This window comes from Paraplanobispora takensis (assembly GCF_016863195.1).
GTDB lineage: Bacteria > Actinomycetota > Actinomycetes > Streptosporangiales > Streptosporangiaceae > Planobispora > Planobispora takensis.
The window spans coordinates 172023-187976 of the sequence record NZ_BOOK01000001.1 but is presented as its reverse complement, the minus strand read 5'-3'; the positions used below and the strand labels follow the sequence as shown (position 1 = coordinate 187976).

Genomic DNA, 15954 nt, shown 5'->3' with positions numbered 1-15954 from the left:
CCTTCCGGTGGTCAGCCGCCGCTCCAGTCGATGCGCGGCGTGTCGATGGTGGACGGGTCCAGCAGGGCGGCGGAGCGGTGTCCCGGTCGCAGGTAGAAGTCCTCCGCCCAGGCGAGGAACGCCTTCATCTCGGCGCCGGCGTCGGCCAGCAGGTGCGCGTGTACGCCGAGCCAGGCGGCGAACGCGAACCGGCCGTCCAGCTCGTGGCGGTGCGGGCCGATTTCGGCGACGGCCGCCTTCCGGCCGATCATCGCCATGATGCCCTTGTCCTTGTACCGGAACGGCTGCCGGTCGTCGCCTTCGATTCCGGCGATGATGTTGCGGGCCGCCCATTCGCCCGTCTGCTGGGCCACGCTGCCCAGCTGGGGCAGCGGGCTGCCGTCCGTGTCCGGGACGTTGGCGGTGTCGCCGAGCGCGTACACCGCGGGGTACCCCGGCACGGTCAGATCGGGCCGGACGTCGATGCGCCCGCCGCGGCCCTGCGGCAGCCCGGACCGGAACGCCAGGGGCGCGGCCATCTCGCCGCCGCCCCAGATGACGAGCCGGGTCCGGATGACCGTGCCGTCGCCGAGGACGACCCGCTCCCCGGTCACCTCCTTGACGGGGACGCCCAGGCGCAGCTCGACGCCCCGGCGCCGCAGCTGTTCGGCGGCGTAGGCGTGGGCCCGGTCGGAGAAGGGCGGGAGCACGGTGTGTTCGAGGTCGACGAGGACGACGCGGGCCGCGGCGGCGGGGAGGTCCGGGTACCGGTGCGGCATGACGTCGCGGGCGAGTTCCGCGACGGCGCCCGCGGTCTCGACGCCGGTCGGACCGGCTCCGACGACCACGACGGTGAGCGCGTCCTCGCCGGCCGGCCCGGGCCCGGCCGCCGCGTCCCGGAACAGTCCGAGCAGGCGGGCGCGGACCCGTTCGGCGTCGTCGAGGCTGTACAGCGGCAGGGCGAACTCCTCGGCGCCCGGGGTGTGGAAGAAGTTCGGCTGCGCGCCGACGCCGAGAACCAGGATGTCCGCCTCGACCGTGCCGGCGTCGGCGAGGGTCACCGACGGCGTGGCGGGGTCGAGCGAGACGACCTCCGCGGTCCGGGCCTCGACGTTGGGGTGGCGGGCGAACATCCCGGACAGGTCGAAGCGGATGTCGGCCGGCGCCAGCTCGGCGGTCGCCACCTGGTACAGCAGCGGCTGGAACTGGTGGTATCCCCGGCTGTCGAACAGCGTGACGCGCGCCCGGGGTTCACCCGCGAGCCGCTTCGCGCAGGCGACCCCGGCGAATCCCGCCCCGACGATGACGACCCGGGTGATCCCGCGCGGATCGTCCGCTGACCCTGGCGTGCCGCGCATCGGCGGCCCCCTTCCCGTCAGACCGGCCGTACGGGCGCGTTGCATGCCCCGGCGTCATCGTCGGCCGGCCGGCGGCGCGGTGATTCACCCGGTGTGGGTGAAACCGCCGCGGTTCCCCCGCCGATTCACCCGTGCCGAGTGATGGCGGCCCTCCGGCCGGGGCCGGAGGGTGACGATGAGCGGTCCCGCGCGGCGACGGGCATCTGTACTGACTCACCGCCGTACTGGAGGTCGATCATGCTCCCGATTCGGCTGCCGTCGTCCCGCGGCCCGGTGAGTCCGCCGTGAACGCGCTGATGTCGCTGGTGGAGCCGGCACAGCTGCTCCCCGCCCGCCAGCAGATGGCGTTCACGCTGATGTTCCACATCATCCTGGTGCCGCTGGGAGTGGCGCTGCCCACGATGATGCTCATCGCGAACTACAAGGGCCTGCGGCACTGCGACTCCGTCGCCCTCACCCTGGCCCGGCGCTGGTCGCACGTGGCCGGGCTGACCTTCGCGGTCGGCGCGGCCTCGGGCACGGTGCTGTCGTTCGAGATGGGCCTGCTGTGGCCGGGGCTGACCGGCCGGTTCGGTGAGGTCTTCGGGCTGCCGTTCGCGATCGAGGGCGTCGCGTTCTTCCTGGAGGCGATCCTGGTCGCCGTCTACATCTACGGCTGGCGCCGCATGCGGCCGTGGACCCACTTCTGGCTGGGGGTGCCGATCCCGTTCATCGCGTTCGGCGGAGCGTTCTCCATCATCTCGGCCAACGCGTGGATGAACATGCCGGCCGGGTTCACCCTCGACTCCGCCGGCCGGCCCGTCGACATCGACCCCGCCGCGGCGATCCTGAACAAGGCGCTGCCGTACGAGCTGGCCCACTTCATGCTCGCCGCCTACATGGCCTGCGGGTTCACGGTGGCGTCCGTCTACGCCGTCGGGTGGCTGCGCGGCCGCCGGGACCGCTACCACCGGCTGGGCATCCTCATCCCGTTCACGATCGCCGCCGTGCTCACGCCGGTGCAGTTCGTCGTCGGCGACCGGGTCGCAGTCGCGATCTTCTCCGACCAGCCGGCGAAGTTCGCCGCCATGGAGGTCGTCACGACGTCCGGCTCCAACCAGCCCGAGATCATCTTCGGGCGCTATGACAGCGCGACCAACACGGTGACCGGCGGCATCCGCATCCCGGGGCTCGACTCCTGGCTCGCGGGCGGCAGCACGGACACGTACGTGAAGGGGCTGGACAGCTTCCCGGCCGCCGACCGGCCGCCCAACGTGAACATCGTGCACTGGGCCTTCGACATCATGGTGGGCATCGGCACGCTGCTGATAGGGCTGGCCCTCTGGTTCGCCATCGCCTACTGGCGGCGACGGGACGTGCCCCGCTCCAGGCTCTTCCTGTGGTGCGCCGCCGCCGCCGGGTTCCTGACCTACGTCGCCCTCGAGGCGGGCTGGATCGTGACGGAGGTCGGCCGCCAGCCGTGGGTGGTCTACAACATTCTGCGCACCGAGGACGCGGTCACCCCCGCCGAGGGCGTCTGGGTGAGCTTCATCGCCGTGATCGTGCTGTACCTCGTTCTCGGCGCGGGAACCGTGGCCGCGCTGCGGGCGATGTCCCGGCGGTGGCGGCGCAGCGACCGGACGGTCGACGCGGACGCGGTGTACGGCCCGCGACCGGCCGTGGTGCCCGAGGCCGGCAGCGGCGACGCCCCCGCCGGAGAATCGGAGGTCACCCGATGAGTACGGCGACCGCCGTGGCGGGCGTCATGGTGATCGCCATCACCTTGTACGCCTGCTCGGGCCTGGCCGACTACGGCGCCGGCCTGTGGGATCTGACCGCCGGAGGACGCGAGCGGGGACGGCGCCCGAGGGCGCTCATCGACGCGGCCATCACGCCGGTGTGGGAGGCCAACCATGTCTGGCTGATCTATCTGATCATCCTGTGCTGGACCGCGTTCGGCGCCGCGTTCGCGCCGATCATGACGACCCTGTTCATCCCGCTGGCCCTGGCCGCCCTGGGCATCGTGCTCCGCGCGGCGGGTTTCGCCATGCGCAAGGAGGCCGCGCGGGCCCGGGCCAGGCACCTCGCGGGCTGGCTGTTCGGCATCGGCTCGATCCTGACCCCCTTCTGCCTGGGCGCGGTGCTCGGCGCCATCATGGCCGGCCGGGTGCCGGCCGGCGCCACCGGCGACGAGATCTCCAGCTGGTGGAACGCCACGTCGATCGTGTTCGGCCTGGTGGCGGTGTCCATCGGCGCGTTCGCGGCGGCCGTCTACCTCATCGCCGAGAGCCGCCGTCGCGGCGCCCCTCACCTGCACGGATATTTCCGGACGCGGGCCTTCGTATCCGGCGGGGCGGCGCTGGTGCTCGGCGTGGCCGGCCTGATCGCGCTGCGCGCCGATCAGCGCCAGATGTTCGACCGCGTCGTCGAGCGCGGCTGGCCGCTGCTCCTGCTGAGCGCCGTGGCGCTCGCCGGGGCGTTCCTGCTCGCCGCCCGCGGGATGGTCCGCGGTCTGCGGCTGGTCGCCGCCGCCGGCATCGCCGCCCTGATCTGGGCCTGGGCGGTGGCGCAGTACCCGTACCTGCTGCCGTTCTCGCTGACCGTCGACGCGGGCGCCGCCGCCGGCGTGACGCTGGACTGGATCCTCGTCTGGTTCGCGGTGGCGCTGCTGCTGGTGATCCCGGCGCTGGCGCTGCTGTACGTCCTCGACCAGAAGGGGGATCTGGCCGAGGACCCGGCGACCTCCCTGCCGTCGCACGACGAGGCGACCGGCTGACGGAGCCGGTCAGCGGAGCCGTCCGGCGATGTGGTCGCCGACCCGCAGGGCGTTGGCGATCGCGGTCAGCGACGGGTTCACCGCGCCGATGCTGGGGAAGAAGGCGGTGTCGACGACGTACAGGTTGTCGAGGTCGTGCGCCTTGCAGGTGACGTCCAGCGCGGAGCTGCGCGGATCGGTGCCGAACCGGACCGTGCCGGCCTGGTGCGCGGTCGCCCCGATGGGCATCCCCTTGTGCAGGTAGATGCTGTGGTCGAGCAGCCGGTGCGGGTGCATCCCCAGGTGGCCGAGCATGCCCTCCAGTTTGTGCCGCAGCCGCTTGACCCCCTCGACGTTGTTCTCCTCGTCGAGCGTCAGGCGGATGCGCCCGTCGGCGTCGAGGGTGACCCGGTTGCCTGGCTGCGGGAGATCCTCCCCGCACAGCCAGAAGTCGACGGCGTGGTGCGCCAGCACCTCGAAGGGCATCTCGGGGGAGACCCGGCCGGCCCAGCGCGGCGCGTTGGCCTTGATCTGCTCGGCGTCGGACTTGCCCAGCATCTGGATGCCGCCCAGCGGATAGTCCCAGTCCTCGTCCCCCAGGTACCAGTCGTTGATCGCCAGTGTCTTCTGGAACCGGGTCGGGTTGGGCTCCTTCGACACCGCCATGAGCGCGAGGTTGTTGTGCCGCATGTAGTGGCGCCCGACCACGCCGGAGCTGTTGGCCAGGCCCCCGGGGTGCCGATCGCCGGCGGAGCGCAGCAGCAGCGCCGCCGAGTTCACCGCACCGCACGAGACCACGACGATGTCCGCGCTCAAACGCACGGTCGAACCGTCCCCGAGGTCGGTGACGACCGTGGTGACGGTACGGCCGGACGGATCGGTTTCGAGTCGTTCGACGTACGCGTTGGTGATCAGTCGTACGTTGTCGTGCTTCAGCGCGGGGTCGACGCAGATGACCTGCGCGTCGGACTTGGCGCCGGCCAGGCAGGGGAATCCGTCGACGCGGTCGCAGCGGATGCACACGCTGTGGTGGGTCGCCCGGCCCTGCACGTCCTGCGTGAGGTTCACCCCGATCGGCAGGTGGAAGGGGCGCAGGCCCAGCTTCTCCAGGTCGTCGCTGAGCTCCTGGATGCGTGGTTCGTGCTGCACCGGCGGGAAGGGGTAGGGGGCGCTCGCGGGTCCCTCGGTGGGGTCCTCGCCGCGCTGGCCGTGCACCAGGTACAGCCGCTCCGCCTCGGTGTAGTACGGCTCGAGGTCGTCGTAGCCGATCGGCCAGGCGGGCGAGACGCCGCCCGGATGGCGCAGCTCGCCGAAATCCTCCGGCCGCAGCCGGAACAGGGCCGCCCCGTAGAACTTGGTGTTCCCGCCGACGTAGTAGTTGACCTCGGGCGGGAACTCGTGCCCGTGCCGGTCGAGCCAGAACTCCGGGGCCCGGTACGCGCCCTTGACGAAGACGGCGGAGGACTCCCAGTTGTCCCGTTCGCGGGGGAGGTAGTCCCCGCGCTCCAGCATCAGGATCCGCTTGCCGGTGCCCGCCAGCCGGTACGCCAGCGAGCCGCCGCCGGCGCCCGTGCCGATCACGATCACGTCGAAATGTTCGTCATCCATCTTCCGCCTCCTTGCCGAGACGTCGAATCGGAGCGTTGTCCGGGGTGCCTTCGTCCGGGGTGCCTTCGTCCGGGGTGTCATCACCCGGTTTCCGCGGCCCCCGTCGTACCGGGCCGCCGGTGTCCTCGGCGTGGTAGGCGGCGAGCAGCCGCCGCTCGGCCTCCTTCCTCGGGAACAGGAGGAACACGAGCACCGTGCCGAGCAGGATCGCGATGATCCCGGCGGTGTACGCCCAGTCCGCACCGGACAGGAACGACGCCTTCGCCGCGGCGGTGATCTGCTCGGAGTACTGCGGGTACTGCTGCGCGATGTCGGCGGCGCCGGAGAACGACTTGGTCAGCATGTCCTGGACGTCGCCGGTGACCTGCTGGCTTTCCGGCGAGGCCGCGATCGTCGCGGTGAACGCCGCGGCGTACCCCGCGGTGAGCAGCGCCCCGAAGAGCGACTGCAGGATCGCGCCGCCCAGATCGCGTTGCAGGTCGGCGGTACCCGAGGCCATCCCGGCCCGCTGTACCGGGACCGAGCCGGTGAGCGAGTGCGAGGCCGGCGTGCCCGCGAAGCCGACGCCGATCCCGATGAACGCGTAGGCGAGGCCGATCTGCCAGTACGGGCTGCCCTCCTGCCACAGCAGCAGCATCCAGCCGAAGGCCAGCAGGAGGAACACGTAACCGGTGAGCAGCGTGAACCGGGCCCCGCGCGACTCCACGAGCTTCGCCGAGCGCGGAGCCACCACGATCATGAACACGACGGCCGGCAGGAAGGCCGCGCCGGCGGCCAGCGTCGAGTAGCCGAGCACGTTCTGCAGGTACTGCTGGCTCACGAACGCCGAGCTCATCAGCGAGCCGAACACGATGATCCCCGCGGCCGCCGCGACCCAGAAGACGCGGCGCCCGGCGACGTGCAGGTCGTACAGCGGGTTCTCCGCCCGCCGCTGCCGGATGACGAACCCGATCAGCGCGGCGCCCGCGACCGCCACCGCGCCGAGGGCGAGGGTTCCCTTGTCCGGCACCGGCGCGAAGTTGATCGCCAAGATGAGCGACCCCACCAGGACGACCGACAGGACGCCGCCGAGGTTGTCGACCGGGTCGGTCGTCTCGTTGACGTGACCGGGAACGAGGAAGAACGCCATCACCAGGGCCAGCACCGCCAGCGGCAATGTGACGAGGAAGACCGAGCCCCACCAGAACTTCTCCAGCAGCGCCCCGGCCACCAGCGGCCCGAGTGCCGCGATGCCGCCGCCGACGGCCGACCACAACGCGATCGACCGGGTGCGCGCCGGTCCGTTCCACAGCGCCGTGATCAGCGCCAGCGTGGTCGGATACGCCATGCCCGCGGACACTCCGCCGACCACCCGGGCCGCGAACAGGACGGCGTCGGAGGGGGCGTAGGCGGCGGCCAGGCAGGCCGGGATCGACAGCGCCATGCCGAGGAGGAGCATCATCTTGCGCCCGTACCGGTCGCCGAGCGCGCCGAGGTAGAGGACCGAGGCGGCCAGGCCGAGCGAGTAACCGACCGCGATCAGGTCCAGGGTCGTCTGCGAGGAGTCGAACGCCCGGCCGATCGAGGGCAACGCGACGTTGGCGACGGACAGGTTCAGGTTCGCGACCGCGGCCACGGCGATCAACGAGGTCAGTACCGGGCCGGCCCGGGCCGGTGCCGCGGGCGGTGCGGTTCCGGACATGCCCGTGGTGCGTGATGTCTCAGCCATATCGCTCATCCCCACGCCGACGTGGCAGGGCGCGGCCCATACCGTCGGTCCACCGTGCCGTGGCCGGCGGGGGCCGGCATCCCCCGCCCGGGGTGAGCCGGACACGTGAGCCGGTGAAAAATCAGATGACATTTCACGTCGCGTACCGGAGGGTTGAGCGGTCGACGGGTTTTGTCGGTGGCACCCGTCATTCTTTAGACGACCACAAATCTTGTGGGCAGAGGCTGGGACGCCAGCCGTGATCGTGTCATGTCCGACAACCCGATCGAGGTATCGTGTCCAGCCAATTGCTCGATTCACCCGCCAAGCCCGCGGCCGCCGCTTCCGGTCGCACGCCGCCCGTGATCCGGCTGCTGGTGCTCGCCACGTTCGTGGTCATCCTCAACGAGACGATCCTGATCAACGCGATCCCGGATCTGATGGGGGCGCTGCAGATCACCGCGCAGACCGCGCAGTGGCTCTCGACCGCCTTCATGCTGACCATGGCCGCGGTCATCCCGATCACCGGATGGTTCCTGCAGCGGGTCTCCACCCGCACCGCGTACGCCACCGCGATGGGCCTGTTCCTGCTCGGTACGGCGCTGGCCGCCGTCGCGCCGTCCTTCGCGGTGCTGCTGGGCGCCCGCATCGTCCAGGCGTCCGGGACGGCCGTGATGATGCCGCTGCTGATGACCACGCTGATGCAGGTGGTGCCCGAGTCGGACCGGGGCCGGGTGATGGGCAACGTCACGCTGGCCATCTCGGTCGCGCCCGCGATGGGCCCGGCGATCTCGGGGGTGATCCTCCAGCTCGGGTCCTGGCGCCTGCTGTTCGCCGTGGTGCTCCCCATCGCCGCCGTGATCACCTGGCGCGGCCTGAAGCAGCTCCAGAACGTCGGCGAGCCCCAGTTCAGCACCATCGACTGGTTCAGCGTGGTCACCGCCGCCGCCGGTTTCGGCGGCCTGGTCTACGGGCTCAGCCACTTCGAGAGCGACGTCCGTCTCGCCGCCGTGATCGTGGCGGCCGGCCTGCTCACCATCGTCGTCTTCGTCTTCCGTCAGCTGTCGCTGCAGAAGCGCGGCGTGCCGCTGATGGACCTGCGCACCCTGCGCCGGCGCACCTACACGATCTCGCTGATCCTGATGGCCGTGGCCTTCATGGCGATGCTCGGCGCGATGATCCTGCTCCCGCTGTACCTGCAGACTCTCCGCGGCCTCAGCACCCTGGAGACCGGCCTCCTCGTGATGCCGGGCGGCCTGGCGATGGGACTGCTCGGTCCGACCGTCGGCCGGCTGTTCGACCGGTTCGGCGGACGGGTCCTGGTCATCCCCGGCGCGGTCGGGATCACGCTCGCGCTCGCCGGTTTCACCCAGGTCACCATGACCATGCCCTACTGGCAGCTCCTGGCGCTGCACGCGCTGCTGATGGTGAGCCTGGCCGCGACCTTCACCCCGGTGTTCACCCTCGGGCTCGGCGCGGTTCCCCCGCACCTCTACTCCCACGGCAGCTCGATCCTGAGCACGCTGCAGCAGGTCGCCGGGGCCATCGGCACCGCGCTCGTGATCACCGTGATGAGCGCGCGGGCCGACGCCCTGAAGTCCGCGGGAGTCGCCGAGGCGGCCGCCACCCTCGACGGCATGCGGATGGCCTTCGTCATCGGCGCGGCGCTGTCCGTGATCGTGATCATCGCCGCCCTGCTCCTGCCGGCCCGGGCGGACAGCACCGCCGAGCACAAGCAGCCCGTCCACTGACACCGGCGGCCGGCCCGGCGGCGGCCTCAGGGCCCGGCCGGGCCGGCCCGCCGTACGACCACACCGGTCATGCCCCGCCCGGCCGGGCCGCCACGTCCGCGGCCCGGTCTTCGGCGAACGGGCGGCGGCCGGCGGCGGCGCCCACCTCCCATGCGGCCGCCTGACGGATGCTCTGATCGGGCTCGGCCGTCCTCATCCGGCCGGGTCGTCGACGCCTCAGACGGTGAACCGCTCGACGACCGAGCGCAGCCGGCCGGAGGTCTCGCGCAGCGTCTGGGCCATCTCGCGGGTCTGCGAGGCGCTGGAGGAGGCGGTGTGGGCGGCCTCGGCGACGTCGGCGATGCCGTGGGCGATCTCGGTGCTGCTCGTGGCCGCCTCGTTCACGCTGCGGCCCATCTCGCCGGTGACGGCGGTCTGCTCCTCCACCGCGGCCGCGATCGTGGTCTGCAGCTCGCTGACCTGAGCGATGATCTCGCTGATGTGACCGATCGCACTGACCGCGTCCTGGCTCTCCGCCTGGATCGCGGTGATGCGGGTGCTGATGTTCTCCGTGGCGTCGGCGGCCTGCTGGGCCAGGTCCTTCACCTCTCCGGCGACCACCGCGAACCCCTTGCCGGCCTCGCCCGCCCGGGCCGCCTCGATCGTGGCGTTGAGCGCAAGCAGGTTGGTCTGCTCGGCGATTGCGGTGATCGAGCGGACCACGTCCTGGATCGCGTTCGAGCTCTCGCCCAGCCGCCGGACCGTGGCGTTGGTGTTCGTCGCGGTCTCCACGCCCGAGGCGGCGACCTGCGCGGCCTCCGAGGCGCTCTTGGAGATCTCGGCGATGCTGGAGGTCATCTCCTCCACGCCGCCCGCCACCGTCTGGACGTTCCCGCTCACCTGGCCCGCCGCGGCCGAGACGGCCCCGGCCTGGGAGGAGGCGCGGGTGGCGTTGGCGTCGAGCTCCTCGCTCACCCGGGTGAGGCGCTCGGCCGAGCGGCCCAGCTCGGCCGCGCCGGAGCTCATGCTCCCGATGGCCTCGGCCATGATGTCGACCATCGCGTTGAGGCCGTGGCCGATCTGCCCGACCTCGTCGCGTCCGTCCACTGCGATGCGCGCGGTGAGGTCACGGCTGACGAGGCGGTTCAGGAAGGCCAGCGTCTCCCGCATGGGGCGGGTCACGCTGAGCGAGACCCAGAACACCACCGCGGACACCACCAGCACGCTGACCACGCCGACGGTGAGCTGGGAGCTCACGAACTCGTCGAACTCGGCCGAGGCCAGGTGATCGCGGGCGAAACGCACCGCCGCCACGGTCTGGATGGTGACGACGAGCGCGCTCAGGCTGATGGCCAGGGTCATCAGCAGTGAGCGCAGGCTCGGGAACAGCCTCCACACCCGGCTGAGCCCGGATGCGCTGGAAGAAGGAGAGGTGGTGGGCATACCGGCTTCATCGGCAGGCGGGGCCCGGGGTTGCGGTTTTACGACCGGCCGGTTTCTCGCCTGACCAGGCCGTTTTCATGACCGGGCCGGTCGTCCGCGCACCGGAAGCCGTACGTGCGCTCCACCCGGGCGATCTCGATGTCGTAGGAGTCATACCGGCGGTCACGGCCGAGCTCGGCCGTGCGGGCGTTCATCGCCCCGTGGTTCTCGTGGTCCTCACCGCTCAGCCGGTGGGCGGGAGGTTCTGCCGGCGCAGGAACCATCCCGCGATGGGAATCACGATCATCGTGCCGATGACGGCTCCGATGATGCCGCCCCAGTCGAAGATGTCCGTGTCGCCGATGCCCAGGAGGACGGTGAAGATGAAATAGCCGACCAGTGCGCCGGCGAGTCCGAGCCCGAGCGAGACCAGCCAGGACATCGGCCCTCCCATGTGGCGGAACGCGTCTCCCGGCATCAGCATGCGCGCGACGACACCCGCCACGAAGCCGAGCAGCAGGGCTCCGATCATTACGGCCTCCTAGGGTTCCGTGACCACGGGGCATCCGATGGTGCCGCCGCCGTACGGCCGGGCGGCTCCCCCACGGCGGGTGATGACGTCCGCACCGGGCCACGCGGAGCTCTCACCCCTCCGACGGAGGGTGGACCGGCAGCCAGTCGTAGATGACCGACGTCCGCAGCACCAGGTCCGCCAGGGACCGGTTGTCACGGCTCACCGCGACCCAGAACAGTCCGATCGGGAAGACGGCGTAGGCGACCGCCCGCACCAGCGCGCCCGCCAGCCGCATCCGTTCACCGCGGAAGTTCACCGCGCGCAGCCCCATGAGGTGGTTGCCGAAGGTGCGGCCCGTCGTGGCCCAGCAGCCCGCGAGGTAGAGGACGAGGATGACGAATCCCGTCACGATGGAGAGGCGCACCGGTGCCCGCGGAAAGCTGAACCCGAGCGGATCGAGAAGGAACAGCAGCGTCGCCCAGACGGCGTACACCCCCACCACGGCGCCGATCACGACGGCCAGGTCGACGGCGGCGGCCAGGAAACGGCTCACCACCCCGGCACGGTGACCCTGGTACGGCCTCGCCTCCCGCGGCACGGGCGAGACGCCGTGCGGGGTCATCCCCGCCCCTGCCCGGACGCCGGCCCGGACGCCGGCCCGGGAAGGTCCTGCCCGGCGACGGACGATCCCGGGACGACGGAGAATCCGCCCGGAGGCGTCACGGCCGCCGGAGTCCCGTCCGGGAACACCGTGGCCGTGGGAATCCCGGCCGGGGAACCGTCCGGAGGCATCGCGACCGTGGGAGTTTCCTCTAGGGACGCCGTGGCCGTGGGGGTGCCGTTCGGGGAGGCCGGGGTGGCCGGGGATCCGTCCGGGGGCGCGGGGGAACGGCGGCGGCGGAGGATCCGGCCGAAGACGCGCGACACCGTCTCGTCCGCGCCGATGCTCTGCATGCGCACGCCGCGCACCACGCCTGAGGTCATCGACCCGGTGGAGTCCCGGATGATCTCCGGCAGGTCGATGGCGTCGAGGATCTGCTCGGTGAGACCAACGAGGTCGATCCGCGCGATGATCGACTCCAGGTCCAGACGGCGGGCGATCGCGTCCACGTCGATCCGCGTGGCCGCGGCGTCCAGATCGACCCGCGCGGCAGCCGTGTCCAGGTCGATGCGGGCGGCGACCGCGTCCAGGTCCACACTGGCGACCAGCGCGTCCAGGTCGACGTTCTCGGCCACCATGGCCGTCAGGTCCAGACGGCGCAGTACCTGTTCCACGACGACGGGAACCAGGGCGTCGACCACTTCTTCGAGGTCGCGTTCGCCGCGCAGCCGTACCCGGCGCCCGCGGTCGGCGGCCTCCTCCACCCAGCGCGCCGGATGGTACCGCGGTGCCAGCACCGGCGGGTGGAGGACCACGCGGGCGACCGGACGCGTCACGGTCACGACCAGCCGCCCCAGCCTGCCGATTCCCGCACCGGCGAGGCTGCCCGCCCCGACCACGACGTCGAAGGCCCGATCCGGTCCGCCGGGCGCCCTCCCGAGCGCGGCGCGCAGTGCCGTCGCGGCGACGTGCGCGACACCCACCGCGAGCCCGGCCGTCCGCCGGAGATCGCTCGCCGCCTCCCGGAACGCCGGCCCGTCACTCGGCGATCCTTGAGCCGCCGGTCCATCGCTCAACGGCTCCCGGGACACCGGTCCATCACTCGACGACTCTTGAGTCCCCGATCCACCACTCGACGCCCCCGGAGTCACCGGTCCGCCACTCGACGACCCTTGAGTTCCCGGTCCATCGCTCGACGGCTCCCGGGACACCGGTCCGCCACTCAACAGCGTCCAGGTCACCGGTTGATCATTCGACGACCCCTGAGTCGCCGGTCCGTGGCTCAACGGCCCCCGGACCGCCGGATCGGCCGTCTCGCCATCGGGTCTCATCTCGACTCCCGGGCCGGGGCCGGCCGGATCGTTCCCGGAGCGGTCCCGTCGTCATGGTGTGGTGCCTCGTGCCGGCTCCCTCCGTCGCCGTCGCCCGCCCGGCCGGGGGCCGCACCGCCGGCCGGTACGGTGCGATCGCCGATGAGCACACCGTCCACTCGCGGGCACCGGCCCCAGACCACCCGAAAAGGGTGACCGCCCGCCCCGGACGGGCTCAGCGATCGATCGTGTAGGTGGACTGGACGAGACCGGCGCCGAGGTCCCTGGTCGAACGGTGGGTCAGGGCGACGTCGCCGCCGAGGGGGCCGAAGAGGGGAAGCCCCGTTCCCAGCAGGACCGGGACCGTGGTGATCGTGAGCCGGTCCAGCAGGCCCGCGCGCAGGAAGCTCTGGATCACCTGGCCGCCGTCCGCGTACACCCGCTCGGTCCCCCGGGCGGACAGCCCGCGTACGAGCTCGTCCAGATCCCGGTAGACGGTGACGCGCGGGTCGGCGCCGGCCTCCAGGCGGGTGCTGAGCACGGCCACGTGCCTGCCGCCGTACGGCCAGTCGTCGGCGCCGAAGGTCAGGACCTTCTCGTAGGTGGCGCGGCCCATCACCACCGTGTCGATGCCGTCCATGAACTCGTGGTAACCGGTGTCGCCGGCGGCCTCCCCCCTGCTGGTGAGCCAGTCGATGTCGCCGTCGGCGCGGGCGATGAACCCGTCCAGGCTGGTTCCGATGAACACCGACGAGGTGAACGGCCGGTGGGAGATCACGCGTACCCCGCTCTCATCCTGCGGCGGGTCCCGGGCAGGGAAACGCCGCAGGTCGACAGTTTGTGAATGAGTGTTCGGTAACCCTATCCGGTGAGTCCCAATTTGTAAACGAATAATCATTTACTAACTGGCTCCGCGACACCGCGCGGGACCGCCGTCCGGCGGGTCAGGCGCGGTAGGGCCGCAGCAGCCGGTCGAGATCCGAGCGCAGCGCGTCGACGAGCGAGCCGTCCGCCGTCATGGCCCACAGGATCAGCGTGCCGTTGTAGGTGACGTGCACCGCCCGGGCCAGCTCCTCCACGTTCTCGCCGGGGGCCAGCTCGCCCGCCGCCACGGCGTCGGCCAGGAGTCCGGCGATCTCGCGGCGCGTCTCACGCGTGTGCGCGACCGCGTGGGCGCGGAAGTCGGAGTCGGTCAGGTCGAGCTGGAGGAAGCCGAGGCTGTTGGCCATCTCCTCGGGCGTCCGCACATCGGCGGCCAGGCCGGACAGGGCCGCGTACAGGGCGGCCAGGGGCGAGTCGTGCTCCCGGCGCGCGGCGCCGAACGGGACGCCGGCGACCCGCGCCGCCTGCTCGGCCACCGCCAGCAGCAGCCCGCGTTTCGAGCCGAAGCGCTGCACGAGTGTGGCGGGGGAAAGTCCCGCCTGCTCGGCCACCGCCGCCAGCGTCACCCCGGCGGGACCGTGGCGCCCGATCGCCCGGCCGGCGGCGGCCAGGATCGCCTCGTCGCTGGTCGTCCGGGGCCTCGCCACGGCGCCCTCCCTCGTTAGCGTCCGGCGGTACGGCGGGCTGCCACCGTATACCCCGTGCGCCCGAGTTCGTAAACGAACGGACATTTACCGTCGGCGAGAAGGTGACCCGCGGCATCCCAGCACCGCCCCGCCCGATGCCGTCCCGTCCGACACGGTCTCGCACGCACCGCTCCGTCCCGCCCGACACAGCCTCGCCCACGCCGCTTCCCGCGCGGCGCGGCCTATCCGAACCGCTTCATCCATAACGCCAGGTGGCCGCAGAGCTCCTCGAACAGGCCGGCCTCGGCCAGGCTGAACGTGCCTGCGACGCCCGTCCTGCGTACGGCGGTGACGGCGCCGAGCGGCTCGTTCCCGGCGACCAGCGGGGCGCATATCAGCGAACCCGCCTCCAGCCTCGTCGCCAGGCAGATCCCGTCGTCGTCCCGCCCGAGGACGGAGGGATCGTCGAGATGGGCACCGAGGAAGGGCTGCCTGGACCCGCGGACCCGCCGCGACAGCTCGGCCGGGCCGGACACCGCGCGCAGCAGCTCGTCGGAGGCCCGGTCCTGGTGCAGGACGACCTCCCGCCGCCACTCCTCCCCCTCGCCGGCCAGGTCGATGAAGATCCAGTCAGCGAAGTGGTCGAGCAGCGTCTGACCCGCCTGGCGCAGCGTCATGTTCTCCGACAGCAACTGCCGGGTGAACGCGCTGATGAGGTCACCGCGTTCGGCCTGGTTCCGGCACTCCTCCAGCGTCGCCTCGCGCTCGGCCGCGGGCCCCCCGGCCCCTTCGACCCCCTCGACGAGCGGGATCATGACCAGGGTCATGGTCCGGGCGGCGCCCCGGATGTCCAGCCGGGTCATGGCGAGGGTGAGGTCGACCGGGTGCAGACGGCGGCGGATCACCCGGCTGCGCACCGTCCGGACGGCGTCCGTACGGCCCGCGGCGGCCAGGGCGGAGCGCAGCGCCGCCCTGAACTTCAGATCGACGAAGACGGGGAACGGCCGTCCCACCACGTAGGCGTGCGAGACGTCGAGCAGTTGCAGGGCGCGGAGGCTGGCCCGCCTGATGACCGCCCCCTCCCCCTCCAGCAGGAGGATCGGGACCGGCGCGTTCACGAACGCGGCGTGCAGGAGCCGTTTCTCCTCGTCCACGGTGCTCTGCGCCGCCAGCAGCTGCTCGGTGGACTCGTTGACCTCCTCGTGGCGCACCCTCAGTTCCTCGAAGGCGACGTCGAGCTCCAGCAGGGCCGCGTCCATGAGGCCCATGACCTCCTCGGAGCCCTCCACGAGGGAGCGCGACTCCCGCAGCTGGGAAAGCCGCTGCTGGAAACGGAGGATCTCCTGCTCGAAAGCCCTCGATTCCTGAGAGGCGATCACTGACTTCTCCTCCGACTTTCCCTATCGTGAACAACCCGGCGTCGTGAGGACTCGCATGGAACCGCACACCGGACGATCGGGCTTAGAGCACCACTCATATCAGCAGCAGTGGCGAAAAATCCCG

General features: G+C 71.6%; 14 protein-coding genes. 3 read left to right on the top strand and 11 right to left on the bottom strand.

Features of this window, described 5'->3' with window-relative positions; genetic code table 11:
* Positions 1 to 11: 11 nt before the first annotated feature.
* Positions 12 to 1337: an NAD(P)/FAD-dependent oxidoreductase gene (locus Pta02_RS00950; protein WP_203872677.1), complete on the bottom strand. Its 1326-nt coding sequence runs from the start codon at positions 1335 to 1337 to the stop codon at positions 12 to 14.
* A 284-nt stretch (positions 1338 to 1621) separates the two neighbouring features.
* Between Pta02_RS00950 and Pta02_RS00945 the strand changes: the two genes are divergently transcribed.
* Together Pta02_RS00945 and Pta02_RS00940 are read left to right on the top strand one after the other, a co-directional pair.
* Entirely contained in the window at positions 1622 to 3055 is a 1434-nt protein-coding gene (locus Pta02_RS00945; RefSeq protein ID WP_203872676.1) for a cytochrome ubiquinol oxidase subunit I, read from the top strand.
* Entirely contained in the window at positions 3052 to 4092 is a 1041-nt protein-coding gene (locus Pta02_RS00940) for a cytochrome d ubiquinol oxidase subunit II (protein ID WP_203872675.1), read from the top strand. The genes Pta02_RS00945 and Pta02_RS00940 overlap by 4 nt, the downstream gene beginning before the upstream one ends.
* 9 nt (positions 4093 to 4101) lie before the next feature.
* On the opposite strand, the gene Pta02_RS00935 is transcribed toward Pta02_RS00940, so the two are convergent.
* Positions 4102 to 5679, bottom strand: coding sequence for a GMC family oxidoreductase (locus tag Pta02_RS00935; RefSeq protein ID WP_203872674.1), 1578 nt, complete (start codon positions 5677 to 5679; stop codon positions 4102 to 4104).
* On the bottom strand, positions 5672 to 7387 hold the full coding sequence (locus tag Pta02_RS00930; protein WP_203872673.1) for an MFS transporter: 1716 nt from the start codon (positions 7385 to 7387) through the stop codon (positions 5672 to 5674). The genes Pta02_RS00935 and Pta02_RS00930 overlap by 8 nt, the downstream gene beginning before the upstream one ends.
* Positions 7388 to 7662: 275 nt before the next feature.
* Between Pta02_RS00930 and Pta02_RS00925 the strand changes: the two genes are divergently transcribed.
* Positions 7663 to 9117 carry an MDR family MFS transporter gene (locus tag Pta02_RS00925; RefSeq protein WP_239129195.1) on the top strand — a complete coding sequence of 485 codons (1455 nt, stop codon included), beginning with the start codon at positions 7663 to 7665 and terminating at the stop codon, positions 9115 to 9117.
* A gap of 216 nt (positions 9118 to 9333) precedes the next feature.
* Here the strand turns inward: Pta02_RS00925 and Pta02_RS00920 are convergent, their stop codons facing one another.
* The 8 genes from Pta02_RS00920 to Pta02_RS00885 form a co-directional block, all read right to left on the bottom strand.
* Positions 9334 to 10539 (bottom strand): methyl-accepting chemotaxis protein, encoded by a 1206-nt coding sequence (locus Pta02_RS00920; protein ID WP_203872672.1) that lies wholly within the window; start codon positions 10537 to 10539, stop codon positions 9334 to 9336.
* Between the two features lie 38 nt (positions 10540 to 10577).
* Entirely contained in the window at positions 10578 to 10733 is a 156-nt protein-coding gene (locus tag Pta02_RS00915; protein WP_203872671.1) for a hypothetical protein, read from the bottom strand.
* Between the two features lie 29 nt (positions 10734 to 10762).
* Positions 10763 to 11050, bottom strand: a complete 288-nt coding sequence (locus Pta02_RS00910) for a GlsB/YeaQ/YmgE family stress response membrane protein (protein WP_203872670.1) — start codon at positions 11048 to 11050, stop codon at positions 10763 to 10765.
* A 112-nt stretch (positions 11051 to 11162) separates the two neighbouring features.
* Positions 11163 to 11654: an RDD family protein gene (locus tag Pta02_RS00905; protein ID WP_203872669.1), complete on the bottom strand. Its 492-nt coding sequence runs from the start codon at positions 11652 to 11654 to the stop codon at positions 11163 to 11165.
* Entirely contained in the window at positions 11651 to 12616 is a 966-nt protein-coding gene (locus Pta02_RS00900; protein ID WP_203872668.1) for a hypothetical protein, read from the bottom strand. Before Pta02_RS00900 ends, Pta02_RS00905 begins: the two co-directional genes overlap by 4 nt.
* 562 nt (positions 12617 to 13178) lie before the next feature.
* Complete coding sequence (locus Pta02_RS00895) at positions 13179 to 13721, bottom strand: dihydrofolate reductase family protein (RefSeq protein ID WP_203872667.1); 543 nt, start codon at positions 13719 to 13721, stop codon at positions 13179 to 13181.
* Positions 13722 to 13887: 166 nt separating this feature from the next.
* Positions 13888 to 14472 carry a TetR/AcrR family transcriptional regulator gene (locus tag Pta02_RS00890; RefSeq protein WP_203872666.1) on the bottom strand — a complete coding sequence of 195 codons (585 nt, stop codon included), beginning with the start codon at positions 14470 to 14472 and terminating at the stop codon, positions 13888 to 13890.
* A 221-nt stretch (positions 14473 to 14693) separates the two neighbouring features.
* Positions 14694 to 15830, bottom strand: coding sequence for a GAF domain-containing protein (locus tag Pta02_RS00885; RefSeq protein ID WP_203872665.1), 1137 nt, complete (start codon positions 15828 to 15830; stop codon positions 14694 to 14696).
* Positions 15831 to 15954 lie beyond the last annotated feature (124 nt).

Bases quoted from the DNA above. Each gene is read 5' to 3' on its own strand.
- Pta02_RS00950 (WP_203872677.1), bottom strand. From the start codon at position 1,337: ATGCGCGGCACGCCAGGGTCAGCGGACGATCCGCGCGGGATCACCCGG.
- Pta02_RS00940 (WP_203872675.1), top strand. From the start codon at position 3,052: ATGAGTACGGCGACCGCCGTGGCGGGCGTCATGGTGATCGCCATCACC.
- Pta02_RS00935 (WP_203872674.1), bottom strand. From the start codon at position 5,679: ATGGATGACGAACATTTCGACGTGATCGTGATCGGCACGGGCGCCGGC.
- Pta02_RS00930 (WP_203872673.1), bottom strand. From the start codon at position 7,387: ATGGCTGAGACATCACGCACCACGGGCATGTCCGGAACCGCACCGCCC.
- Pta02_RS00920 (WP_203872672.1), bottom strand. From the start codon at position 10,539: ATGCCCACCACCTCTCCTTCTTCCAGCGCATCCGGGCTCAGCCGGGTG.
- Pta02_RS00915 (WP_203872671.1), bottom strand. From the start codon at position 10,733: ATGAACGCCCGCACGGCCGAGCTCGGCCGTGACCGCCGGTATGACTCC.
- Pta02_RS00910 (WP_203872670.1), bottom strand. From the start codon at position 11,050: ATGATCGGAGCCCTGCTGCTCGGCTTCGTGGCGGGTGTCGTCGCGCGC.
- Pta02_RS00905 (WP_203872669.1), bottom strand. From the start codon at position 11,654: ATGACCCCGCACGGCGTCTCGCCCGTGCCGCGGGAGGCGAGGCCGTAC.